Source organism: Streptomyces sp. NPDC003248 (genome assembly GCF_055563235.1).
In genome coordinates this window covers 36,705-60,461 of record NZ_JBVHDT010000003.1, presented here as the reverse complement: position 1 = coordinate 60,461, position 23,757 = coordinate 36,705, and the positions used below count along the sequence as shown (strand labels likewise).

Annotated in this window: 23 protein-coding genes and 1 pseudogene; 18 read left to right on the top strand and 6 right to left on the bottom strand. The window is 71.1% G+C overall.

Going from position 1 to position 23,757, the window contains the following annotated elements:
• The first annotated feature begins 14 nt into the window (after window positions 1-14).
• From ACZ3KJ_RS09070 to ACZ3KJ_RS09035, 8 genes are all read left to right on the top strand, one after another.
• Window positions 15-959 carry a type II secretion system F family protein gene (locus ACZ3KJ_RS09070; protein ID WP_467525864.1) on the top strand — a complete coding sequence of 315 codons (945 nt, stop codon included), beginning with the start codon at window positions 15-17 and terminating at the stop codon, window positions 957-959.
• Window positions 960-981: 22 nt separating this feature from the next.
• Entirely contained in the window at window positions 982-1,869 is an 888-nt protein-coding gene (locus ACZ3KJ_RS09065; protein ID WP_467525863.1) for a DUF5936 domain-containing protein, read from the top strand.
• Window positions 1,870-1,888: 19 nt separating this feature from the next.
• Entirely contained in the window at window positions 1,889-3,226 is a 1,338-nt protein-coding gene (locus ACZ3KJ_RS09060) for a sensor histidine kinase (RefSeq protein ID WP_467525861.1), read from the top strand.
• 123 nt (window positions 3,227-3,349) lie between these two features.
• Window positions 3,350-4,165, top strand: a complete 816-nt coding sequence (locus tag ACZ3KJ_RS09055; RefSeq protein WP_467525860.1) for a response regulator — start codon at window positions 3,350-3,352, stop codon at window positions 4,163-4,165.
• Window positions 4,166-4,288: 123 nt separating this feature from the next.
• Complete coding sequence (locus ACZ3KJ_RS09050; RefSeq protein WP_389514404.1) at window positions 4,289-4,519, top strand: Flp family type IVb pilin; 231 nt, start codon at window positions 4,289-4,291, stop codon at window positions 4,517-4,519.
• Window positions 4,516-5,109: a pilus assembly protein TadG-related protein gene (locus ACZ3KJ_RS09045; protein ID WP_467526342.1), complete on the top strand. Its 594-nt coding sequence runs from the start codon at window positions 4,516-4,518 to the stop codon at window positions 5,107-5,109. The genes ACZ3KJ_RS09050 and ACZ3KJ_RS09045 overlap by 4 nt, the downstream gene beginning before the upstream one ends.
• A gap of 34 nt (window positions 5,110-5,143) precedes the next feature.
• Entirely contained in the window at window positions 5,144-5,728 is a 585-nt protein-coding gene (locus tag ACZ3KJ_RS09040; RefSeq protein ID WP_467525859.1) for a hypothetical protein, read from the top strand.
• A gap of 8 nt (window positions 5,729-5,736) precedes the next feature.
• Complete coding sequence (locus ACZ3KJ_RS09035) at window positions 5,737-6,363, top strand: OmpA family protein (protein ID WP_467525857.1); 627 nt, start codon at window positions 5,737-5,739, stop codon at window positions 6,361-6,363.
• 13 nt (window positions 6,364-6,376) lie between these two features.
• Here ACZ3KJ_RS09035 and ACZ3KJ_RS09030 read toward each other — a convergent pair whose 3' ends face one another.
• Window positions 6,377-6,775: a DUF192 domain-containing protein gene (locus ACZ3KJ_RS09030; RefSeq protein ID WP_467525855.1), complete on the bottom strand. Its 399-nt coding sequence runs from the start codon at window positions 6,773-6,775 to the stop codon at window positions 6,377-6,379.
• A 72-nt stretch (window positions 6,776-6,847) separates the two neighbouring features.
• On the opposite strand from ACZ3KJ_RS09030, the gene ACZ3KJ_RS09025 reads away from it, so the two are divergent.
• The 8 genes from ACZ3KJ_RS09025 (at window position 6,848) to ACZ3KJ_RS08990 (ending at window position 17,112) form a co-directional block, all read left to right on the top strand.
• Window positions 6,848-7,447: a dihydrofolate reductase family protein gene (locus ACZ3KJ_RS09025; protein ID WP_467525854.1), complete on the top strand. Its 600-nt coding sequence runs from the start codon at window positions 6,848-6,850 to the stop codon at window positions 7,445-7,447.
• 99 nt (window positions 7,448-7,546) lie between these two features.
• Window positions 7,547-8,023, top strand: a complete 477-nt coding sequence (locus ACZ3KJ_RS09020) for a hypothetical protein (protein ID WP_467525852.1) — start codon at window positions 7,547-7,549, stop codon at window positions 8,021-8,023.
• Window positions 8,024-8,033: 10 nt separating this feature from the next.
• Complete coding sequence (locus ACZ3KJ_RS09015; RefSeq protein WP_467525851.1) at window positions 8,034-10,331, top strand: hypothetical protein; 2,298 nt, start codon at window positions 8,034-8,036, stop codon at window positions 10,329-10,331.
• 35 nt (window positions 10,332-10,366) lie between these two features.
• A complete protein-coding gene (locus tag ACZ3KJ_RS09010) occupies window positions 10,367-10,987 on the top strand; it encodes a hypothetical protein (protein WP_467525849.1) in 621 nt (206 codons plus the stop codon).
• Window positions 10,988-11,992: 1,005 nt separating this feature from the next.
• Window positions 11,993-12,766, top strand: coding sequence for an isoprenyl transferase (locus tag ACZ3KJ_RS09005; protein ID WP_467525847.1), 774 nt, complete (start codon window positions 11,993-11,995; stop codon window positions 12,764-12,766).
• Window positions 12,767-13,141: 375 nt separating this feature from the next.
• Window positions 13,142-14,467 (top strand): PhoH family protein, encoded by a 1,326-nt coding sequence (locus ACZ3KJ_RS09000; protein ID WP_467525846.1) that lies wholly within the window; start codon window positions 13,142-13,144, stop codon window positions 14,465-14,467.
• A gap of 418 nt (window positions 14,468-14,885) precedes the next feature.
• The gene (locus ACZ3KJ_RS08995; protein WP_467525845.1) at window positions 14,886-15,578 is read left to right on the top strand and encodes an aggregation-promoting factor C-terminal-like domain-containing protein; all 693 of its coding nucleotides are present in this window, start codon (window positions 14,886-14,888) and stop codon (window positions 15,576-15,578) included.
• 178 nt (window positions 15,579-15,756) lie between these two features.
• Window positions 15,757-17,112 carry an AI-2E family transporter gene (locus tag ACZ3KJ_RS08990; RefSeq protein WP_467525844.1) on the top strand — a complete coding sequence of 452 codons (1,356 nt, stop codon included), beginning with the start codon at window positions 15,757-15,759 and terminating at the stop codon, window positions 17,110-17,112.
• Between the two features lie 254 nt (window positions 17,113-17,366).
• On the opposite strand, the gene ACZ3KJ_RS08985 is transcribed toward ACZ3KJ_RS08990, so the two are convergent.
• Together ACZ3KJ_RS08985 and ACZ3KJ_RS08980 are read right to left on the bottom strand one after the other, a co-directional pair.
• Entirely contained in the window at window positions 17,367-17,900 is a 534-nt protein-coding gene (locus ACZ3KJ_RS08985; protein ID WP_467525842.1) for an alkyl hydroperoxide reductase, read from the bottom strand.
• A 6-nt stretch (window positions 17,901-17,906) separates the two neighbouring features.
• Window positions 17,907-18,461: a peroxiredoxin gene (locus tag ACZ3KJ_RS08980; protein WP_467525841.1), complete on the bottom strand. Its 555-nt coding sequence runs from the start codon at window positions 18,459-18,461 to the stop codon at window positions 17,907-17,909.
• 133 nt (window positions 18,462-18,594) lie between these two features.
• Between ACZ3KJ_RS08980 and ACZ3KJ_RS08975 the strand changes: the two genes are divergently transcribed.
• Together ACZ3KJ_RS08975 and ACZ3KJ_RS08970 are read left to right on the top strand one after the other, a co-directional pair.
• Window positions 18,595-19,644, top strand: a complete 1,050-nt coding sequence (locus ACZ3KJ_RS08975) for a LysR substrate-binding domain-containing protein (protein WP_467525839.1) — start codon at window positions 18,595-18,597, stop codon at window positions 19,642-19,644.
• A gap of 141 nt (window positions 19,645-19,785) precedes the next feature.
• Window positions 19,786-20,002 (top strand): annotated as a pseudogene (locus ACZ3KJ_RS08970) (hypothetical protein); the annotation flags it as partial.
• A gap of 61 nt (window positions 20,003-20,063) precedes the next feature.
• Here ACZ3KJ_RS08970 and ACZ3KJ_RS08965 read toward each other — a convergent pair.
• Genes ACZ3KJ_RS08965 through ACZ3KJ_RS08955 form a run of 3 tightly spaced genes read right to left on the bottom strand, consistent with a single transcriptional unit; the run spans window position 20,064 to window position 23,607 of the window.
• Complete coding sequence (locus ACZ3KJ_RS08965) at window positions 20,064-22,400, bottom strand: ABC transporter permease (RefSeq protein WP_467525837.1); 2,337 nt, start codon at window positions 22,398-22,400, stop codon at window positions 20,064-20,066.
• Window positions 22,397-23,086, bottom strand: coding sequence for an ABC transporter ATP-binding protein (locus ACZ3KJ_RS08960; RefSeq protein ID WP_467525836.1), 690 nt, complete (start codon window positions 23,084-23,086; stop codon window positions 22,397-22,399). The genes ACZ3KJ_RS08965 and ACZ3KJ_RS08960 overlap by 4 nt, the downstream gene beginning before the upstream one ends.
• Window positions 23,083-23,607 (bottom strand): PadR family transcriptional regulator, encoded by a 525-nt coding sequence (locus ACZ3KJ_RS08955; RefSeq protein ID WP_467525834.1) that lies wholly within the window; start codon window positions 23,605-23,607, stop codon window positions 23,083-23,085. Before ACZ3KJ_RS08955 ends, ACZ3KJ_RS08960 begins: the two co-directional genes overlap by 4 nt.
• Window positions 23,608-23,757: the final 150 nt, after the last annotated feature.

Sequence of the window (23,757 nt, the reverse complement as noted above, 5' to 3'; positions counted from 1 at the left end):
CAGGAAACGGCCCCATGGATCTGCACACCCTGATCACCCTCACCACCGGCGTGACCCTCCTGACCTGCGTCCTGGCCGTCGCGGGCCTGCACACCTACGGGCGGGGCCGCGCCCAGCGGGCGGCCCTCGTCGACCGCCTCTCCGCCACCGGCCAGATCCCCCTCACCGGCCGCCGGCGCCGCTTCCGCACCCTGGACCGGCGGCTGCGCCGTACGAACCTCGGCCGCACCCTGGAGCGGAAGCTCAACGCGACGGGGCTGGACGTGACGCCGGGCGAGTTCTTCGTCGCCATGCTGGCGGCGGTCGCCGCCCTGTGGCTGATCGGCCAGGCCACCCTCGCCCCCTTCTTCGGCCCCCTGGCGGGCCTCCTCGGCGTCTGGGCGGCCTGGCAGTTCCTCACCTGGCAGCGCCAGAAACGCATCGAGCGCTTCATCAACCAGCTCCCCGAACTCGCCCGCATCCTCGCCAACGCCACCCACGCCGGCCTCGCCCTGCGCACCGCCATCGGCATGGCCGCGGAGGAGCTGGAGGCCCCGGCCGGCGAGGAACTGGCCAAGGTCGCCAACCAGCTGGCCGTCGGCCACTCCCTCGACGACGCCCTCGGCGAACTCGCCGACCGCCTCCCCTCCCGCGAACTGGTCGTCCTCGTCACGACCCTGGTCCTCTCCAACCGGGCCGGCGGCCAGGTCGTCGGGGCGCTGCGGAACCTGACGGAGACGCTGGAGGAACGCAAGGAGACGCGACGGGAGGTGCGGACCCAGCTGTCGCAGGTGAACATGACCTCGTACGCCGTGCCGGTGCTCGGGGTCGGCGCGCTGTTCCTGATGAACAGCGTCGAGGACGGCACCCTCGACCGCATGACGGGCTCCCCCCTCGGCCAGGCCGCCGTGATCATCGCCTTCGGGCTGTACGCCGTCGGCTTCGTCCTCATCCGCCGCATGTCCCGCATCGACGTCTGAGGCCGGGGAGGAACCGCCCACCGTGGAACTGCTGCTCGCACTCGTCATGGGCCTCGGCGTCTTCGGCGCCTTCACCGGCCTGCGCATGTACCGGGCCGACGCGAAACTGCCCAGCGACCTCGCGCTGGCCCTGGAGATCGGCGCCAGCCGCACCGGCGCCGTCGGCTCCCTCGTCGACCGCCTCGGCATGCGGTACGCCCCCGCCGTCCTGCGCCTCATGGGACCCGCGCAGGTCGCCCGCTACCGGCGCCGGATCGACCTGGCCGGCAACCCCGGGGGCCTCACCATCGACCGCTACGCCGCCCGGCGCGCGGTCTACGGCGCGGTCGGCGCCCTCGGCGGCCTGGTCGCCCTCCTCCAGGGCAGCTACTTCCTCGCCCTCCTCATGGTCGCCTTCGGCGCGTTCTGGTCCGAGGTCGGCATCTGGTCCGCCATCCGCGTCCGCAAGGACGCGATCGAACGGACGCTGCCCGACTTCCTGGACGTCCTGGCCGTCGTCGTGAGCGCGGGCCTCGGCTTCCGCCAGGCCCTCGACCGCGTGGCGTCCCGGTACGAGGGCCCGTGGGCCGACGAGATCCGCATCACGCTCCGCCAGATGGACCTCGGCATGAGCCGCCGCGAGGCCTTCGCCGAACTGCGCCGCCGCAACGACTCCGAACAGGTCGCCATGTTCGTCACGGCACTCCAGCAGGGCGAGGAACTGGGCGCGCCGATCGTGGACACGCTGGTCTCCATCGCCAAGGACATGCGCCGCACCGACGCCCAGAACGCCCGCCGCAAGGCCGCCCGGGCGGTCCCCAAGGCCACCTTGATGATCACCACGTTCATGGTCCCGGCCACCATGCTCCTCCTCGGCGCGGGCATGCTGCTCGGCTCCGGCACGGACTTCACTTCGATCACGGGCGAGTAGGGGGAGCGGGGTGACGGTCATGACGGCGACCACCCAGGGGCACGACGACCGCCCGGACCGACGCGCCGGCCCGGGAGCGGCCGACGGCGGATCTGAGGGGGCGGTGCCCGGGAGCGGGCCGCCCCACGCGACCCAGCCACCCCTCACCCTCCAGGTCAACGCCCTCCAGGCCATGTGCCGCCAGGTCTTCGGCTTCCGCCTGGCCATGATCGCGCTGGCCGCGCCGGCCGCCCTCCTCAACGCCTCCCCGGGCCTGGGCGCCCGCCTGGTCGGCGCGGCCGTCGTCGTCACCTTCATGGGCTCGTACGTCCTCTTCCGCGACTGGGAACGCTTCGGCCCCCTCCTCCTGCGCCACCCCACCCTCCTGGCCGTGGACACCCTCTTCGGCACCCTCCTGCTGATCTCCGCCGGCCCGGACACCACCCTGGCCTACGTCAGCGTCTGCACGCCCCTCCTCGCGGGCATCGTCTACGGCTGGCGCGGGGCGGCCTGCTTCGCCTCCCTCCAGTCGCTGATCCTGCTGCTCGTCCACGCCACCCTGGAGCGGGAGTCGGGCGCGAGCCTCGCCGAACGGCTGCTCCTGCCCGGCTTCTGCGTCATCACCGGAGCCGTCGGCTCCACCCTGCGCAACCTCATGCTCCGCTTCGGCACCGCGACGCACGCCCTGACCACCGTCAGGGCCCGGCTCGCCGCCACCGAGGCGGTCGCGGCCGAACGCGCCCGCCTGGCCCGCGAGATGCACGACTCGGTGGCCAAGACCCTCCACGGTGTCGCCCTCGCCGCGGACGGCCTCGCCCGCTCGGCGGCGGCCGCGACCGTGGACCGGACCCGGGTGCAGCACCAGGCCGCGCTGATCGCCCGCGCCGCCCGCCGGGCCGCCGCGGAGTCCCGTGAACTCCTCACCGACCTGCGCCGCGAGACGGACCCCGCGCAGGGCGTCGACGTCCTGGCGGAACTGGCGGCGCACACCCGCGACATCGCCGACCGCCTCGGCGTCCCGGCCACGTACCACCCGACGGGCGACCGCGCGGCGCTCCCCGTCCCGCCGGCCGTGGCCCGCCACCTCCTCACCATCGCCTCGGAGGCCCTGGAGAACGCGCACCGCCACGCTGACGCGCACCGCGTCGAGGTACGGGCCGGCGTCCACGGCGGCGTACTGCGCCTGAGCGTCCTCGACGACGGACGCGGCCTCCCACCCGGCACCACCCTCGAACAGCTCCGCCGCGGCGGACACTTCGGCCTCGTCGGCATGGCGGAACGGGCCGCCTCCGTCGGCGCCCGCCTCCACCTCGGCGACGGCCCGCACGCCCGCGGCACCAGCGTGCTCCTCGAACTCCCGCTCACGGCCCTCGAATGACCGTGGCACCCCGCCCGCCCCCGACCCGTGGCACCCCGCCCGCCCCCGACCCGTGGCGCCTCGCCCGCCCCCGACCCGTGGCACCCCGCCCGCCATCCCCACGACGAAAGGAGGCCGCCTCCCGTGCCGGACCGACCGCCGCAGCAGCCGCCACCACTGCCACCGACCCCCTTCGGGAGCGTCTCCCGGCCCCGCCCGGGCCCCCGCCCACCCCTGCGCGTCGTGATCGCCGACGACAACCCCGTGGTCCGCGCCGGTCTCACGGCACTCCTCTCCGACCGCGAGGACATCACGGTCGTCGCGGAGGCCACCGACGGCCGCGAGGCCTACGAGGCCGCCCACCGCCACCGGCCCGACATCGTCCTGCTGGACGTCCGCATGCCCGGCGTGGACGGCCTCTCGGCGCTGCCCCACCTGGTGGGGATCGCCCCGGTCGTGATGCTCACGTACAGCGGCGAGTCGGAGGTCGTCGAGGAGGCACTGCGCCGGGGCGCGGGCGGCTACCTGGTCCACGGGGAGTTCACCGTCGAGGAGTTGGTGAACGCCGTCCGGGACGTCAGGGACGGCCGGGCCCACTTCACCCCGACCGCGGCGACCGCCGTACTGACCCGGCTGAGGTCGACGCCGAGCGCGAAGTCGAGTGCGACTGCACACAATGGCGTAACCCAACCATCCCCATTTCCAGCGACTTCCCCCAAACGGCTTTCGCAACTGCAATCAACTGTGGGACAGTCACGTCGGGGCTCCGGACTCAGCGTGAGGGAGGCGGAGATCATGGACCTCATCGCGTCCGGCATGACCAACCAGCAGATCGCCGCCACCTGCTTCATCAGCGAGAAGACGGTCAAGAACCACATCAACCGCATTTTCGCCAAACTGCACAGCAGCAGCCGCTCCGAGGCGGCCGCCAAGTGGCTGGGAACGGCGGTGACCCCATGAGGCCCCGCCACCCCTCCGCCTGGGCCCGGATCTGGGCCCACGGGCCCTTCCCCCGGCCGTCCGCTCCGCCCTACGTTCCCAGAGCCGGGAACGCCTCAAACGGAGAGGAACGCCATGAGCGACCTGAGCGACCTGCTGCTGAGGACCACCGTCGCGGCCCGGGTCCGGGTGAGCGGCTGGAAGAACACGACGGCACAGGCCGTACGACGCCGTGGCGACCGGGGACAGACCGCGGTGGAGTACCTGGGCATCATCGCGGTGGTGGTGGCGATCGTGGTGCTCATCGCCAATACGAACCTGGGCGCCACCATCGTCAACAAACTGACGGCTCAGATCGCCAAGGTGGCACCCTGATCCGATCGCGTTCCTACGGCGACGCAGGGCAGGTCTTCCCCGTCTACATCACGGTGGTGGGGGGCCTGCTCTTTCTCGCGTTCGCGTACTTCGCGGTCGGCCAGGCAGCGGTGAACCGGAACGGCGCCCAGACCGCCGCCGACGCGGCGGCGCTGGCGGCGGCGCAGGAGACCCGGGACCAACTGGCCGACCAGTGGCTGCTGGTCGTCCGGGACCCCTCCCGATGGCAGGACGTCTTCGACGGCAACGGCGCCACCGACTCCTGCTGGCGGGCGGCGCAGCTCGCGGCGCTGAACGACGCCGGCAACGTGCAGTGCGGCCCGGACGGCCCGCTGGGATACAAGGTCACCGTGCAGGCGAACCAGTCCGCCGGAGACTCCGTCATCCCCCTCACGAGCACGACGCGGGCGCATGCCTCCGCGACCGCCGTGATCGAGCCGCTGTGCACGTTCGAGCTCCCGGCCGAGGACGCGGAGGACGACGTCCTGCCGGGGCTCACCTGTGACGACGAGGACTGGGAACTCGACCCGGATGACCTCACCGATCTGCCGGGACCCGAGGACCTCTTCGACGTCCACCTGGTCGGCTGACGAGCGAACGACGAGTGGAGAAGGAAGCAGAGTGATGAGCATGCGGTTCACTGCGGAGGCCCGCAGGGGGATGGTCACGCTGGCCGTCGTGGCCGGCCTGGCTCTGGGGTCCACCGCCTGCGGCAGTGGTGGTGGGGACGACGACAAGAAGTCGAACAATTCGGCGTCCGCTTCGCAGAGCAGTGGGTCCGCGCCGAGTGCTCAGGAGGGCCAGTCCGACGCGCCGCTGGCCGAGATCAAGGGCCCGAGCGGGCTCCTCCTCCAGATCACCTCGGCGGTCCGTGACTCCGGCGGATTCGTCACCGTCAACGGCGCTCTGAAGAACGACGGATCGGAAGTGGCCGTCATCCCGCTGGAGTTGAGCGGGAACGAAACCGAAATCATGAACAACGGCAGGTCCCTCGGCGGAGCCACCCTCGTCGACTCCAAGACCAAGAAGCGCTACTACGTCCTGCGCGACACGGAAGGCCGCCCCCTGACCACCACGGGCTTCTCGACCCTCAAGGCCGGGGAATCGATCGACGTGTTCCTCCAGTTCCCGTCGCCGCCCGCCGACACCACCGACGTCTCCTTCCAACTGCCGCTGTTCCCCAGCGCGGTCGTCAAGATCTCCGGGTGAGGCCGGCCATGACCCGCACCCGGACGGCGTCCGCCCCCCTCGCCCTGGCGATGGTCACCACCGCGTTCCTCCTCACCCCCGCGAGCCCGGCCCGGGCCGACGGCCCCAGCGTGCCGCCGGGCACCGAACCCACCGCCACCGCGCCCGTGGAGGTCGACCCGAACGACCCCGACCTCAAGCTCCCCGAGGGCGCCACCCTCGCCGAGCCCAAGGTGCTGGACATCAAGCAGGTCGTCGAGGACCAGAGCGGCGACGAGCGCCGGGAGGACACCAACGCCGACGTGACCTTCGCGCTCCAGGCGGAGGTCCTCTTCGGCAAGAACAGCGCGAAGCTCAGCGCTGCCGCGCAGGCGCGGATCGCCGCGATCGCCCAGGAGATCAACGCGCAGAAGGCCACCCAGGTCCGCGTCTTCGGCTTCACGGACAACCTCGGCTCCTCGGCCCACGGCGACGTCCTGTCGAAACAGCGCGCCGACGCCGTCCAGGCCGCTCTCGCGGGCGATCTGAACGACCCGGACATCACCTTCGAGGTGCGCGGCTACGGCGAGCAGTTCCCCATCGCGGACAACTCCACCGAGGCCGGCCGCAAGAAGAACCGCCGAGTGGAGGTCACCTTCCCCCGCACCGCGAGCTGACCCGCACCGTCACTCACCGCTCCCGCCATCCCCCCTGCCTCCCGCCGTCCCCGCCGGCCGCCTCCACCCGCACCGTCACGCCCACGCGGACCCCCCACCCCGCCAGGGCCCCCGCGGCAGCCTCCACCACATGCCGGGAACGCGGCCGGGGCAGCCCCAGCCGCCCCGGCGGCATGGTCCGGACGGCGATCACGGTGAGGTGGCGGTCGAGATAGGCGACGTCGATGGGGACGCGCATGCCGAAGGTGTGGACGCTCCCGGCGGGGGAGAGCAGCAACGCCCCCTCGACGCGGTCCCGGCCGAGCAGCCCCCGCGTCCGTGCCCGGTACGAGGTGGCGATCTCCAGAGGGACCCGCGGGCCCGTCTCGCCGCCCACGACGAGTTCCCCCCGCCCGTCACGCCAGCGCGCCATACCCGTCTCCCCTCGGCCGCGTAGCTACCCTCTGCACGGTAGCGAGCCGGGACACGAAGAGGTGGCCGTCGTATGCGCAGCATCGTGTGGATCTCGTCGGTCTCCATCGACGGGTACTTCGAGGGACCGGACCACGACATCTCCTGGCACCGGGTCGACGACGCACTGCACCAGCACTTCAACGACATCGTCGGAGACCTGGGCGGCCTGATCCACGGCAGGGTCACCTACGACCTCATGGCCGCCTTCTGGCCCACGGCCGACGCCGATCCCCGAACGAGCGCGACCGAGGCCGAGTTCGCGGGCATCTGGCGTGACATCCCGAAGTACGTGTACTCGAGGACGCTGGAACGGGCCGACTGGAACACGACGATCGTCCGGGAGGTCGTACCCGAGGAGGTCACCGCCCTGAAGAACCAGCCGGGCACGGGCGATCTCGGCCTCGGAGGCGCCGACCTCGCCGCCGCCTTCCTCCGCCACGGCCTGGTGGACGAGATCCGTCTCTACGTCCACCCCGTGCTCCTCGGCCACGGCAAACCCCTCTTCCCGCCCACCGGCACCACCACCCCCCTCCACCTCACCGAATCCCGCACCTTCCCCACCGGAGTGACCCTGCTGCACTACACGGTCCTCCACTCATCACGCCCACCGGGCACTCAAGTACGTACATAAACCTCTGAGTTGTGGGCGCAGAGTCAGCCCACGCGCACCGTACGTACGGTAAAGTCCCCGCAAAATGCGTGATCGGCGGAGTGCAGCGGGGGCACTGACATGGCGTGGGACGAGTGGGAGCAACTGAAGGCCGACGCGGTCGGGCGCGGAGCGGCGCAGATGCGGCTCAACCAGATCCCGGCGGACCCGGGGGGTGGCGGCGGGGCCGGTGACCTGGTGGTCAACCAGGACGACCTCGGCGCCGTCGGCCACGACGCGTTCCTCCTGTACGAGGACCTCCAGGCCGGCGCCGACATCGCGGGCGCCGGCGCGAACAAGGACGGCGTGGGCTCCTCGAACCAGGCCGCCGGCGCGCTGAAGGCGCACGGCTTCACGACCGGCGGCGCGCTGGAGACGACGGTCGACATCTGGACGTCGCAGCTCAAGACGGTGCTCCAGGCATGCGCCCACATCTCGGACCACCTCGACTTCAGCAAGAAGCTGCATGCCCAGGAGGACGCCAAGATCGGTGCCGTGATCCTCGGCACCGACGGTGGGGCCCTGCCCGTGTCCCAGATCGACAAGTACTTCCAGTAGGAGCGTCTCGGTGGCCCTCACCTACACGGACCTCGTCGAGGTCGACCTCGGCAGACTCGGCACCGCGGTCTCCGACTGGGGCAGGAGCGTGGACGCGCTCAAGACCGCGGCGGAAAACGCCCGCACGGGCATGCAGGCCAAGTCGGACAAGGCCCGATGGGCCGGTGTGAACGCCACGGTGACGCGGGAGTTCGTCACCAAGACGGTGAAGGAGATCGACGACCTGCACACCGAGGCCGACAGCATCCACAAGGTGCTCGTCGACGGCCACACGGAACTGGTCTCGCTCCAGAAGAAGATCCGGACCGCGGTCCAGCAGGACGCGGTGAACCTCGGGGTGCGCGTCGAGGACATCGGCGAGGGCAAGGTCCGCTGCTTCTTCCCGCACATCCGGGGTGACAGCGACGAGCGCACCCAGGAGCAGCTCGACGCCAAGCAGGAGCTGGAGGACCGCATCAACCGGCTCGTCGCCCACGCCACCGAGATCGACACGTCCCTGACCCGCGCGCTGGCCAAGAGCCACGGCAATGACAAGCACAACGCCGGTCACGCGTCGTACGAGTCCCTCGACGACGCCCAGGCCGAGCGGGCGGCCGAGCTGGCGAAGCTCGGGCCGGAGCTGAGCGACAAGCAGTTCATGGAGCTGAACTCCATCATGAAGTTCAACGCCAGGGACGCCGACTTCTCCACGGACTTCTACACGTCCCTCGGCGGCCCGAAGGAGGCGCTGGAGTTCTACGGCCGCATGTCCCTGGACGGCACGATGGGCGACGACAAGGAGCGGCTCGCCCTCACCCGGCAGCTCCAGCGGAACATGGGGCTGGCCCTGGCCTCGGCGACCGACCCCGACAACACGTCGCACCTGCCGGCGAGCTGGGGGGCGGAGTTCCGCAAGCTGGGCACCCAGCGGGTCGAGCTCTACCCCGGCGCCGGGATGTCACCGTACGGCTACCAGCTCCTGGGCGGGATGCTGCGCTACGGCAACTACGACGCGCGGTTCATCAACCCGATCGCCGAGCACGTCGTGCAGCTGCACAAGGAGGACCCGTACCGGTTCATGGAGAACAAGCCCATGATCGGCGGGTCCGACCTCGACTGGGGCTTCAACCCCTCGGGGAAGAACGGCGCCGGCTACGACCCGCTGACCAGCGTCCTGGAGGGGCTCGGGCACAGCCCCGAGGCCGCGAAGAGGTTCTTCACCGACCCGCCCACCGCCTACAACGAGGACGGCACGGTCGACAAGGACGGCACCCTCGACTTCACGTCGTACTTCGACGAGTTGAACAAGGCGGACTTCGAATGGGCCCCGGACAGCCTCGCCCACCCCGCCAGCGACGAGGCCGAACACGCCCGTGAGATGGGCCCGGACGCCCTGGGGCACGCGCTGGAGGCCGCTACGACGGGTTCGGCGTGGGACGCGGATCCGCCGGTGCTGCACCGGGACGAGGAAACGTGGAAGATCATGGAGAAGGTGATCGACCGCTACAACGTCGCCTCCGAGGCCGGGGAGCCGCCGGAGGTCATGAAGGACAGCCTGGCCCGTATGGGCGCGGCGTACATCGATGACATCAACTACTCGATCAACAACTTCGGCGGGTCGGGCGAGGCGCTGGACCGCGACGCGCTATTCGGCGACAGCAGTGACGGTTCGACACGAAGGTCCTTCGACGAGCACCAGGTGCGGAACTTCATGATGCTGGTGGCTGGTGACGAGGACGGGTACAAGACCCTGACCACAGCCCAGCAGGTCTACATGGCGAGTGGTCTGGCGGCCTTCGAGAACGACCAGGACCACGGCACCGCCTTCGCCCAGAACGCCGCGAAGGTGCACGGCATCCTCGACGAGTCCCGCTCCCATGGGATCCGTGAGGAGTACAAGGACGACGAGACCGCCCAGAACCTGGAGCTGGGGAAGCAGGGCGAATGGCGCAAGACCCTCATGACCGGTGTGGTCACCGCAGTCGCCGCCGGCGGCACAGCGGTGATCCTGGGTCCGGCCGCCGGCGTCGTCGCCACCACCGTCGTCCCGATCGTGCTGGAGTCGGGTGCCTCGACGGTCAGCACCGCCTACGGCAACCACACGATGCAGTACCTCCAGGACAACGAGTACAAGAACGATCCCCAGGCACTCCAGGCCGTGCAGGGAATAGAGCGGGCCGGCGAGCGGGCGGTCACCCAGCCCGTTCTGACCTACGCCCAGACCACCGGCATGAGCAACAAGGAAGCCACCGACCTGGTCAATGAGATCGAACAGTCCTACCTGGCCGGGAAAACGGCTATCTCGAACAATGAAAAGGTGTCGTCGTGAGGTTTGCCGGCAGGACGTTCCCCACGATCGGGGCGGTGATCGCGGCACTGGCTGTGCTGGCTGCCTGCTCCGGTTCCGAAGAGGGAGACGCGAAGGACCGGAACGATGCCCCGATCGGCTGGAGCACGTGCAACGCGCTCTTCGGCGCTGACCGGATCGACGCGTTGCAGGACGAGATGGGGAAGGGGACCCTGGCCGTGCTGAACCAGACGTTCCCGGTGGACACGTTCGTGTCCGGCTCGGCGAGTGTCGTCCAGTCGTGGGAGCCGGGCGAGACCGGGCATGTCGCGTATACCGCGAGTCACCCCTGTGACCTGGGACTCGACGGCACGGGCAAGCGGTTCAACTCCTACGTGAGCTGGTCGCGCTTCTCGCAGAAGGAGATTGAGTCCCAGGAGGGCTGGAAGCCTGTGGGCGACGGGCTCTACGTCCTGCGCGAGGACTCCGGCCTGCACCTCACCGCACTGTTCCCCTGCAAGATCAAGGGATCCCACGCGGACCAGGAAGCCGCACTCCCCCTCGAAGTGGAGACCGAAGTCCGGAACGTCCCCGGTTTCGACGCCGAGCTCCTCGGCGAGATGACCGCCCAGCTCGCCCGTAACCTCGCGAAGAAGCTGCCCTGTGCCAACGACCCGGAGATTCCGAGCGCACTGTGAGGGAGCGGCAAGGCTGGTGAGGACCGGGGCGGCGGAAAACTCCTCCGCGTCCGGGATTTCCGCCGCCGACGGCACCCGCGCGTGCGCCCCGGCATCACGCCGACCGCCTCCGTGGGCGCCGCCGGGCCCCGTCGCGGGATTGGCCGGGAAGTGCCGTCCGGGCCGTCGCGTGCTCGCCTCGGGCCGACCGGGCGTCAAGGTCGTGTCGTCGGCGGTGGAGTGCGAAGGGGAAGGATGCCGTCCTCGGCGGCAGCGGAATGGAACGGTGTATTCCGTCTTACTCCACGACAGAACGACCCACCATCTCCACAGGGTTTCCACATCGTTACCGCCGTCGGCTCGCATCACCCGTCTGCCTCACGTAAGTTCATGGCCAGGCAATTCGCGCCAGCAAAGCTGCGCGGGCGTCACCGCGCGGTGGAGGGGGCTGTGCGGTGGCGTCCGCGTCAAGGCGGCGCGCATCCCCGGGGTAGCCCGTCGGGGGGACGGTCGTACGCCTGCCTGATGCAGGGCGAAGTGGGGTGGATACCTCCACTTCTGTTGCTGTATGGCTGATTGACCTGTGAATCTACTGCCTTTCGGTCATGTTTCATCTGAAAACCCGGGCGTACAGGGCCAGCGCCGCGTCGTCGCGCGGCTTCGGAGAGTAATTGTGGCGCGCTGATGCACGCACCATCCCTCACGAAGGGTTATGGTGGAACCCCCCCCTCGGGCCGGTCCGTCTCCCCCCCACGGACCGGCCCGTTTTTTCTGCCCGTGTGCGCGGCCCCCCGGCGGCCGGCCCGGAGCGTGTGTCCGGCGTTTGCCGCACCGGTCTCCGTGCCGTACGGGCCCGGTGCCGCACCGGTCTCCGTGCCGCTCCGGCCCCGTGCCGCACCGCCCCCGTGCCGCGCCGTCGGCGGCCCCCGAGCTCCACGGGCCAGGCCCCGCAGGGGTAGGCTTCCGGCTCGCGGGGACCGCATCCGCCCGGAGGGACCGCATCCGCACGGAGGGGCTGACATTCACGTGAACCTGCGCGACAAGCTGCGCGGCCTGCTGGTGAGGCTGTACGCACGCCGGGTGGAAGGACACCTGGACCACGCTCAGGTGCCCAAGCACATCGGCGTCATCATGGACGGCAACCGCCGCTGGGCGAAGGCCGCGGGCTCCACCACCGTGCACGGTCACCGGGCCGGCGCCGAGAAGATCGAGGAGTTCCTCGGCTGGTGCTCGGAGACGGACGTCGAGGTCGTCACCCTCTGGCTGCTGTCCACGGACAACTTCGACCGCGCCGAGGAGGAGCTCGTCCCCCTCCTCGGCATCATCGAGGACGTCGTGCGCACCCTCGCCGCCGACGGCCGCTGGCGCGTGCACCACGTCGGCACCCGCGACCTCCTCCCGGCCGGCATGCAGCGCACGCTGAAGGAGGCCGAGGAGAGCACCGCCCACACCGACGGAATACTGGTCAACGTGGCCATCGGCTACGGCGGCCGCCAGGAGATCGCCGACGCCGTCCGCTCGATGATCCTCGACGCCCAGGACAACGGCGTCTCGATGGAGGACCTCGCCGAGTCCGTCGACATCGACATGATCGGACGTCACCTCTACACGGGCGCCCAGCCCGACCCCGACCTCGTGATCCGCACCAGCGGGGAGCAGCGGCTGTCCGGATTCATGCTCTGGCAGACGGCCCACTCCGAGTACTACTTCTGCGACGTCTTCTGGCCGGCCTTCCGCAAGGTCGACTTCCTGCGCGCCCTGCGCGACTACGCGGCCCGCCACCGCCGTTTCGGCGGCTGACGCACCCCCGCCGGTCACCCGTTCGGCCGAATCCCACGCCGCCCCGGAGCCCACCCGCACCACCGAGGAAAGTGTCGTGAGTGCCCCGGTAGGTGCGGAAGTAACAAGGTGTTCACCGGCGCGCCGTTCTGGGCCGTGGCATGGCGTCGCGTGTTCGAGGGCATAGTCCAAGCAGGTCGACGCCCGAACCACGGGTGTCGCATCCTCAGCGGGCGGCACGGGGCCGTCCGCCCGGGAGGCCCTTTGCACCAGCCCGATCGTGCGGTCAGCACGGACGCAGCGGAGGGCCGGTTTTCGGCCCGTGCAGGGGCGCCGAACTCCGGTCCAGCTCCACTCCGTCGCTCCCCGACCTCATCCGAGGGGGTACGTCCTTCCGTGGTGACCAGCACAAAGCGCCACAAGCCCGACCGGCGCACCTACGTTCTCGACACCAGCGTCCTGCTGGCCGACCCGAACGCCCTGACCCGCTTCGACGAGCACGAGGTCGTGCTCCCCATCGTCGTGGTCACGGAGCTGGAGGCCAAGCGGCACCATCCCGAACTCGGCTACTTCGCCCGGCAGGCACTGCGCCTGCTCGACGACTACCGGGTGCGGTACGGACGCCTCGACGCGCCCATCCCGATCGGGGAACTGGGCGGGACCATCCGTGTCGAGCTCAACCACTCGGACCCCAGCGTGCTGCCCACCGGCTACCGCCTGGGGGACAACGACTCACGCATCCTCGCGGTCGCCCGCAACCTCCAGGCCGAGGGGTTCGACGTCACCGTCGTGTCGAAGGACCTCCCGCTCAGGATCAAGGCGTCCTCCGTCGGGCTCCTCGCCGAGGAGTACCGGGCGGAGCTCGCCATCACGGACTCCTCCGGCTGGACCGGGATGTCCGAACTGCTCCTGTCGGGCGAACAGGTGGACATCCTCTTCGACGAGGGGCACGTGTACGTCCCGGAGGCCGCCGAGCTCCCCGTGCACACCGGCCTGACCATCCAGTCCGAGCGCGGCAAGGCGCTCGGCCGGGTGACGCCCGAGGGCAACGTCCGGCTGGTGCGCGGCGACCGGGAGGCGTTCGGCATCAAGGGCCGCAGCGCCGAACAGCGCATCGCGCTCGACCTGCTGCTCGATCCGGACATCGGGATCGTGTCCATGGGCGGCCGGGCCGGCACCGGCAAGTCGGCGCTCGCGCTGTGCGCCGGCCTGGAGGCGGTCCTGGAGCGCCGCCAGCACCAGAAGGTGATGGTCTTCCGTCCGCTGTACGCGGTGGGCGGGCAGGAACTGGGCTACCTGCCCGGCACCGAGGCCGAGAAGATGAGCCCGTGGGCGCAGGCGGTCTTCGACACCCTGTCGGCGGTCACCAGCCGCGAGGTCATCGAGGAGGTCACCGCCCGCGGCATGCTGGAGGTCCTCCCGCTCACCCATATCCGCGGCCGCTCGCTCCACGACGCCTTCGTGATCGTGGACGAGGCCCAGTCGCTCGAACGGAACGTCCTGCTGACCGTTCTGTCCCGTATCGGCGCCAATTCGCGGGTCGTTCTCACCCATGACGTGGCGCAGAGGGACAATCTGCGCGTCGGCCGTTACGACGGCGTGGTCGCCGTCGTGGAGAAACTGAAGGGCCATCCGCTCTTCGCGCACGTCACCCTGAACAGGTCCGAGAGGTCCCAGATCGCGGCCCTTGTGACCGAAATGCTGGAGGACGGGCAGATCTGACCCGTCTGCTCGAATTCGCGCAGGTCGCGGGGTAGTTGGCGCCGTCCGGCAAAGGCTGTGAGCCTAGTCGGGCGGCGCCTTCGTGTGTGGCCGAACGGCGAAATCCCCAGGGGCGAACAGCATGTGAGCTTTCACACCCGACACGGAATTGCCTTGCGGCGCTGGATTACGGCAGAGTCTCACTCCTGTCAGGCCCCGCATACGACACACCTGCGCCCCCATCGGTGCGGCACCACAAGCGCTTCACAGTCAACTCCATACCGACCGTCGTATGCCGCCCGAGCACCACGCGGCGCTCCCCACGGGGAGCTGCCCACCGGGCCCGCGCCTCCGTGACCCCGCAGTGGGGAGGCCAGTGCCAGGGGCACGATCGCGTCCGCCAGGGTCACCTCAGCGGGCGATGCTGGAAGGAAACCGTGTGAGCCGGATCTCGGTCCGGGGATTCGCAGTGGCCTCGGCCACGGCGGTCACCGCTGTCGGAAGCGTCGTCGGCGTTGCCTCGGGCAGCACCGCGCAGACCATCGACGCTGAAACGACGGCCAGCGACGCGACCCTCCTCGCGGACATCCCTGTCGGCCAGCAGGCCCAGGTCCAGACCGCGTCCCTGACGCAGCAGGCCAGCGTCCAGGCGATCGCCGCGGACGAGAGCGCCAAGAAGGACGCCGAGGAGGCGGCCCGCAAGGCGGCCGCCAAGACCGCGATCGCCAAGAAGGAGGCCGCCGAGAAGGCGGCCGAGGCGGCCAAGGAAGCCAAGGAGCGCGCCGAGGCGACGGCCGCGGCCAGCCGCAGCTCCTCCGACTTCCCGGTCCAGAGCTCCTACACCGTCGCGCAGATCCAGGCGATGGCGGCGCAGATGGTTCCCAGCGGGCAGTTCCAGTGCTTCAGCAACATCGTGAACCACGAGTCCAGCTGGAACTACCAGGCCGTCAACGCCTCCTCCGGCGCCTACGGCCTCTTCCAGGCCCTGCCCGGCTCCAAGATGTCGTCCGTCGGCTCCGACTGGCAGACGAACCCGGCCACCCAGATCAAGTGGGGCCTCAACTACATGAACGAGCGGTACGGCAGCCCCTGCGAGGCCTGGACGTTCTGGCAGGCCAACCACTGGTACTAGCCGACCACCGGTACCGGCCCCTCGGTACCCCACGCCGAGCGGGGCCCACGGTCCGCGCCCGGCGGCTCAACCCCGCGCAGCCCCTCCCCGTCCTAGGGGGAGGGGCTTCCGCCCTGTACGGTCGGTTCCGGCGACTCCAGGGGGAGTGGTGGGGAGAGACGGGGGAAGAGGTCGGATCATGTCGCGAGTGCCACGGTGGCTCGGCCGGATCGGTGCCGGTCTGACCAGGATGGGGGAGCGGCTCGACGAGCGCCGTGCCGAGGCCCGCCGGGAGAGCGCGGAGGCCGGGGGAACCGGACCGGTGGCACCCGACACCCTGGTGGTGCCCCCCGAGGAACTGCCGCCCCCCACTCCCCGCCCCGACCCCGCACAGGTCGTGCCGTGGGGGGTCCGGGTCGCCGCCGAGGCGGGCTGGCGGCTGCTGGTGCTCGCGGGGACCGTCTGGGTCCTGATGAAGGTCATCAGCGCCGTCCAACTCGTCGTCCTCGCCTTCGTGGTGGCGCTGCTGCTGACCGCCCTGCTGGAGCCCACCGTCGCCCGCCTCAAGCGCCTCGGCGTGCCCCGGGGCCCCGCGACCGCCCTGACGGCCATCCTCGGGTTCGTCGTCATCGGGCTGATGGGCTGGTTCGTGACCTGGCAGGTCATGGAGAACATCGACAACCTCTCCGACCAGGTCCAGGACGGCATCGACGACCTGCGGCGCTGGCTGCTCACCAGCCCGTTCCACGTTACCGACAAGCAGATCAACGGCATCGCCGAGAACCTGCGGGACGCCGTCGGCGCCAACACCGACGAGATCACCTCGGCCGGCCTGGAGGGCGTCACCGTCGTCGTCGAGGCCCTCACGGGCATCCTGCTCGCGTTCTTCTCGACGCTGTTCCTGCTCTACGACGGCAGGCGCATCTGGCAGTGGACCCTCAAGCTGGTCCCGGCCGCCGCCCGGGCCGGCGTGGCGGGCGCGGGCCCGCGCGCCTGGGCGACGCTCACGGCGTACGTGCGGGGCACGGTGATCGTCGCGCTGATCGACGCGATCTTCATCGGCCTGGGCATCTACTTCCTCGACGTGCCCATGGCGGTGCCGCTCGCCGTCTTCATCTTCCTGTTCTCCTTCATCCCGCTGGTCGGCGCGGTCGCCTCCGGCGCGCTGGCCGTCGTGGTCGCGCTGGTGACGCAGGGCGTGTTCACCGCGGTGATGACCCTGGCGGTCGTCCTGGCCGTCCAGCAGATCGAGGGCCACATCCTCCAGCCGTTCATCCTCGGCCGCGCGGTGCGCGTCCACCCGCTCGCGGTGGTGCTGACGGTCGCGGCCGGCGGCATGGTCGCCGGCATCGGCGGCGCCGTGGTCGCCGTACCGCTGGTGGCGGTGTCCAACACGGTCGTGGGCTATCTGGCCGCCTACTCACGGGAGTCGGCGCTGCGGCAGGCGCCACGGCCGCGGGGAGCCACGGCGCTGGAGGTGGCGCCGGTGGCGCCCATCGAGGCCGGGGACGACTCCGGCAGCCCGACGGAGGGCACCCCCTCCGGGGAGGGCTGAAAGGGCCGCGAGGGCTGAAAGAGCCGGGAGGCCCGAAAGAGCCGGGAGGGCTCGAAGAGCCGGGAGGCCTGAGAGAGCCCGGAGGCCTGTGAGAGCCCCGGAGGGCCGGGAGCCCGAAAGGGGAACGACGCCGCCCGTGCGGAAGCGGCGACGCGCGCCCCGCAAGGGCGGGACGGGGGGGCCGCCCGGAGGCGCGCGGCAACGACGGAGCCCCGCCCACCACCCGGGTGGACGGGGCCCGCGTACGACCGGCCCTACTCGGAGAGCACCGCCTCCGTCTCCAGGGTCACGCCGACCGCCTGGACCACCGAGGCGATCTTGAACGCTTCCTGGATCACCTCGCGCTCGACGCCCGCCTTGCGCAGCACCTGCTCGTGCGAGTCCAGGCACATGCCGCAGCCGTTGATGGCGGAGACGGCGAACGACCACAGTTCGAAGTCGGTCTTGTCGACCCCGGGGTTGCCGATGACGTTCATCCGCAGGCCCGCCCGCAGGGTGCCGTACTCGTGGTCCGACAGCAGGTGACGGGTGCGGTAGAAGACGTTGTTCATCGCCATGATCGCGGCGGCCGACTTGGCGGCCGTGTACGCCTCCGGCGAGAGGTTCGCCTTCGCCTCCGGCTCCAGCTCGCGCAGGACGATCGGGGAGCGGGAGGCGATCGCGGTCGCCAGCACCGTTCCCCACAGCTGCTGCGCGGGAAGGTCGGAGTTGCCGATGACCGAGCCGAGGTTGAGCTTCAGGTCCTTGGCGTAGTCCGGTATGCGGGACTTCAGGGTGTCGAGGGCCATGTCAGGTCACTCCCCGGCCAGCAGCTTGACCGGGTCGAGGGTGTCCTCGCCCTTGGACCAGTTGCAGGGGCACAGCTCGTCGGTCTGCAGGGCGTCCAGGACCCGCAGGACCTCCTTGGGGTTCCGGCCGACGGAACCGGCGGTGACCATCGTGAACTGGATCTCGTGGTTCGGGTCCACGACGAACACGGCACGCTGGGCGAAGCCGTCCTCGCCCTCGATGCCGAGCTCGCGCATCAGCTCGTGCCGGGAGTCGGCCATCATCGGGAACGGCAGGTCCGTCAGGTCCGGGTGGTCCTTGCGCCAGGCGTGGTGGACGAACTCGGAGTCGCCGGAGAAGCCGAGGATCTGCGCGTCGCGGTCGGCGAACTCGTCGTTCAGGCGGCCGAAGGCGGCGATCTCCGTCGGGCACACGAAGGTGAAGTCCTTCGGCCACGCGAAGACCACGAGCCACTTGCCCTCGTAGGACTTGTGGTGGATCTGTTCGAACTCCTTGCCCTTCTCCAGCGAGACGCAGGCGGTCAGTTCGAATTCGGGGAACTTGTCACCGACGGTGAGCACAGGCCCTCCTTGCAGCGAGGAGACGTCCGGATCGCGGACATTTCCCATGAGTTGGACGGAGGTGATCGTGGCACATAGTGCATTGATTACGGAAATGGCTACACTCGATAGGGTTGATCGGAGGTGGTTATCAGTGACCGTCGGTAATGTCGGCGCCAAAAGCGCGGGCGGTGCGGGGGCCAGGCGACGGCAGCCCACCCTGGCCCAGCTGAGGGCCTTCGCGGCCGTCGCCGAGCACCTGCACTTCCGGGACGCGGCCGCCGCCATCGGCATGAGCCAGCCCGCCCTGTCCGGCGCCGTCTCCGCGCTGGAGGAGACGCTCGGCGTGACCCTCCTCGAACGTACGACCCGCAAGGTGCTGCTCTCCGGGGCCGGCGAGCGGCTCGCCGTACGGGCGAAGGCGGTGCTGGAGGAGGTCGGGGCGCTGCTGGAGGAGGCCGAGGCGGTCCGGGCGCCCTTCACCGGCGCGCTGCGCCTCGGCGTCATCCCCACGGTCGCGCCCTATCTCCTGCCCACCGTCCTGCGCCTGGTCCACGAGCGCTACCCGCTCCTCGACCTCCAGGTCCACGAGGAGCAGACCGCCAACCTCGTCGACGGCCTGCACGGCGGCCGGCTCGACCTGCTGCTGCTCGCCGTGCCGCTCGGGGTGCCCGGAATGCGGGAACTCCCGCTGTTCGACGAGGACTTCGTGCTCGTCACCCCTCCGGGCCACCGGCTCGGCGGCCGGGACGGCATCCCGCGCGAGGTGCTCAAGGAACTGAACCTGCTGCTCCTGGACGAAGGGCACTGCCTGCGCGACCAGGCGCTCGACATCTGCCGCGAGGCCGGGCGCGGCATGAGCGGGGCGGGGCGGACCTCGTCCGAGGGCGGCGGCGGGCGCCGGGAGGGCGCGCCGGTGACGACGACCGCCGCCGGCCTCTCCACGCTCGTCCAGCTCGTCGCCGGCGGACTCGGCTGCACCCTGCTGCCGCGCACCGCCGTCACCGTCGAGACCAGCCGCTCCAGCCGGCTCCTCACGGGCTCCTTCGCCGACCCCGCCCCCACCCGCCGGATCGCCCTCGCCATGCGGGCCGGCGCCGCCCGCGGGGCGGAGTACACGGAGCTGGCGGCCGCCCTGCGCGAGGCGCTGCGACCGCTGCCGGTACGGGTGCTCGACACCGACGACCGAGCCGCCGACGACTGAGACCCGCCGACCGGTCGAATGCGGGCCCGGACAAGCGAATCGAGCCCAGTGGCGCGGCAAGTTCCGTCACCTGGGGGCAGGTCGGAAACACGCCACAGGACGCTCCGCCCCTGCTGATACACATTCCCTCCTCAGCGCTACCTGATCGAGGACGTCTTCAAGGAGCGGCGCGGGATCACCGGTGACGACCACTTCTTCCAGGAGATCCTCGTCAACAGCGACGACCTCACCCACCTGTTCGTGAGGATGACCGAGCAGCAGGACGTCTTCAAGAACGGTGGTCGTCTGCCGCAGGTCCGTCAACGTGGGGATGCTCTTCGCGCAGGTGCGGAGGGTGGTGAAGGAGTACCGGCTGTGAGCGTGCCGAGGGCTCCTCACCACCGCGTTTCCTCGGTGAGGAGCCCTCGGCCGTGCGTGGCCTACTCCGTGCGCAGCCCGTCCGGCCGCATCAGCCGCACCAGCGGGGGCAGGCTCAGCAGCGTCACCAGGAGGACGACCGCCGCGCCGCAGCCGGCCATGGCCAGGACGCTCGCCCAGTCCACGCCCACCGGCGTGTCCGTCATCCGCAGCAGCACCGCGCCCAGGGTCAGCCCCACCACCGAGGCCAGCAGCAGGCCCAGCGCGACCGGGACCGCCGTCTGCCACAGCACCGACAGGCCCAGCGTGCGCCGCCGGGTGCCGAAGGCGACCAGCGACGACAGCAGCTTGCGGCGCTCGCGCAACTGCTCCAGCTGCGACACCAGCAGGCTCGCCCCGATCAGCGCCAGCACACAGACCGCGCCGACGAGCAGCCCGGTGCGGATCGAGTCGTACTTCGGGGACGTCGTCGTGGCCGACCAGATCACCGGTCGGGCCAGCGGGTCGACCGCGGCGGCGGTGTTGCGGACGTGCTCGACGGCGTCGGGCACCGACCTGTCGACCGAGAGGTAGAGCTGGCCGGCGACCGCGGTCCCGAGGCCCTCGGGCAGCGCGGCCGGTGTCATCAGGAAGCCGCCGCGCCGGGTGCCGGTCGGGTCCCGGACCGCGTGGGCGCGGGTGACGCCCGCCGGGACGGTCCAGACGACCTCCGTGCGGCTCGCGGGGGACGACTCCAGGTACAGCTCCGTGCCGGGCTTGTTCAGCTCCGGCCCGTCGGCGGAGTAGTCGGCACCGTCGAGGACGAACAGGTCGCCGTCCGCGCAGGACGGCAGCTCGGCCACCTCGCGCAGGGCCGCGCAGTCGCCGACGGTCAGCTCGGTGGCGAGGTCCGGGCCGTTCTCGCCACGCCAACTGGAGTCGCCGAGGTAGCCCTCCCACAGGGCCGTGACCTTCCGTACGCCCTCGGTGCCGGCGAATTGCTCGGCGGTCGGGGCCATCGGGGTGCCGTCCGGCACGCTCACCTGCATCTGGGCCCGGCCGAGGTCCTGCGCGGTGCGCTCGGTGTAGTCGCCGTCGACGCCGGCGAACAGCATCTGGAGCGCGATCGCCCCGGCCACCGCCACCGCGATGCCGTTGACCATCCGGGCCGCCGCGCCACTGTTCGACTGCAACCGCCGCACGGCCAGCTGCCAGGAGACACCGCCCGGGCCGAGCCGGGCGACTGCCGCCTCCACCAGCCAGGGCAGCAGTGCGGTCACCCCGCCGAGGAGCAGCAGGACGCCGCCGGTCACCAGGTACTCGTTGAAGCCGCCGTCGGTGCGGCCCTGGCCGATCATCGGGTAGAGCAGGGCGAGGCCGGTCACCGGCAGCAGCAGCCGCCACCACAGCCGGCGCCGGGCGGGCCGCGCCGCCCGCACCACGCCGAGCGGCTCGATCACCACCGCGCGCAGCGCGAACAGGGTGACCAGGACGGCCGCGGCCGGGACCGCCACCGCGACCAGCGCGGCCAGCACGGGCGAGGGGTCGAGGTAGCTGGGCCACACGCTGATGCCCATCACCTCCACCGAGCCGGCCAGGTGACGTCCGATCAGGAAGAACACCGTGCCGACGGCCAGGCCGAGGACGGAGCCGGCCATCGCCTCGCCCGCCGCGATCCGCCGGGCCATCCGGCTGTCGGCGCCGACCAGCCGCAGCGCGGCGAGCCGGCGGTCGCGCCGCTCGCCGCCGAAGCGGACGGCCGCCGCGACGAACACCGCGACCGGCATCAGCAGCACCACGATCACGACGATGTTCAGCAGGACCAGGACCGGGTCGGCCTCCTCCTCCGTCGGGTTCCGCTCCCCGAACCGCTCCAGCCGGGACACCGTCGAGCCGTCGATGTGGGCGGCGAGCCCGGAGGCGCCCGCGTAGTAGGCGAGTTCCCACGAGCCGATGAGCCCGCTCTCCCCGATGGTCCCGACGATCCGGTACGGCAGCCGCTCGCGCAGCGGCTTCGCCCCGTCCGAGGCGAGCAGCTTCCTCAGCGCGGGGGAGACCACCATGTCGCCTTCGGCCGGGTACGCGTCCACGCCGGGCGGCAGCGGCGCGCGCGGCCCCTCCGGCTCCACCAGCCGGCCGCGGACGTCCCGGTCCCGGAACGCCGTGTCGACGTCGGCGACGACCACGGTGTCGTCGGCCGCGGGCGGCGGCTGGGAGTCGAACGTGTAGTCCATGCGGGCCTGTTCACGGGCGTGCCGCTCCGCGAGCGCGTTCGGTAACGCGGTCGACAGCAGCAGCAGCGCCACGCCGAGTCCGACGCCCACCGCCGTCAGCACGGTCCGCACCCAGCTCTCCCGCCCGCCGGCGAAGGCGAACCGGACCCCCAGCCCCAGGTCACGAGGCCACCGCGGCAGGCTCATACGATCCGCTCCATGTCCCGGGACTTCCCGTCCCGTACGACGATCTCGCGGTCGGACCAGGCGGCCACCCGCGCCTCGTGCGTGACCAGGACGACGGCCGTGTTCGCGGACCGGGCGGCGTCGGTGAGCAGTTCCATCACGCGCTCGCCGTTGAGGGAGTCCAGCGCGCCGGTCGGCTCGTCGGCGAACACCACCCGCGGGCCGGTGACCAGGGAGCGGGCCACCGCGACCCGTTGCCCCTGCCCGCCGGAGACCTCGCCGGGCCGTTTGCCGGCCAGGTCGTCGACCTCCAGCCGTTCCAGCCAGGTCAGCGCGGTCCGCTCCGCCTGCTTGCGCGGGGTGCCGTTCAGCCGGAGCGGCAGTGCCACGTTCTCCACGCAGGTCAGCTCCGGCACCAGCTGCCCGAACTGGAACACGAACCCGAACTCCGAGCGCCGCAGCGCGCTGCGCCGGGCGTCGCCCAGGGCGGTGAGCTCCTGCCCGTCGTACGTGATCGAGCCCGAGTCGGGGGTGACGATCCCGGCGAGGCAGTGCAGCAGCGTGGACTTGCCGGAGCCGGACGGGCCCATGACGGCGACGACCTCGCCGGGGTGGACGGAGAAGTCGGCGCCGTCCAGGGCGAGGGTCGGGCCGTAGGCCTTGCGCAGGTCCTCGGCGGCGAGCAGGGAGCCGGCGGGGGCGCTCATGACGTCACCGCCCGGCGCAGCCTGTCGAGGCGCGCGGCGGTCAGCTCCAGCCAGCGCAGGTCGGCCTCGAGGTGGAACAGGGCGTGGTCGCAGATCAACTGGTCGGCGAGGTCGCCCCGGCGCTTGCGGTCGGTCAGGATGCGCATGCCGCGCAGGTGCTCGGCGCGCTGGGTGTCGAGGATCCCGGCCGCGTCGCGGTGGGTGAGCAGGGCGAGGACGACCTTGGTGTACAGCGTCGACTGGAGGTACGGCTCGGGCTTCTCGGGCGTGGCGAGCCAGCGGGCGAGGTCGGTGACGCCGGCGTCGGTGACGGCGTACCGCTTGCGTTCCGGGCCGCCGCCCGGCTCGATGCCGTCGACTTCGACGAGCCCGTTCTTCAGCAGCCGGGACATCGTCGAGTAGACCTGGCCGTAGTGCAGCGGCCGGTCGTGACCGAACTTCTCGTCGAAGGCCCGCTTGAGGTCGTAGCCGTGGCGGGGCCCGGACTCCAGGAGTCCCAGAAGGGTGTGACCGATGGACATGGCAGCGACTGTACACACGGTGTATACGCGGTGTGTATAGATGGAGGGCGGAGTCGGCGGACGGGGTGGGTGAGTGCGCAGGTGGGGGCCGATTGTCACAGATCCGCTACAGCGACGGCGGGCCCCTGGCCGGGCCGCGGTGGCCGCGCT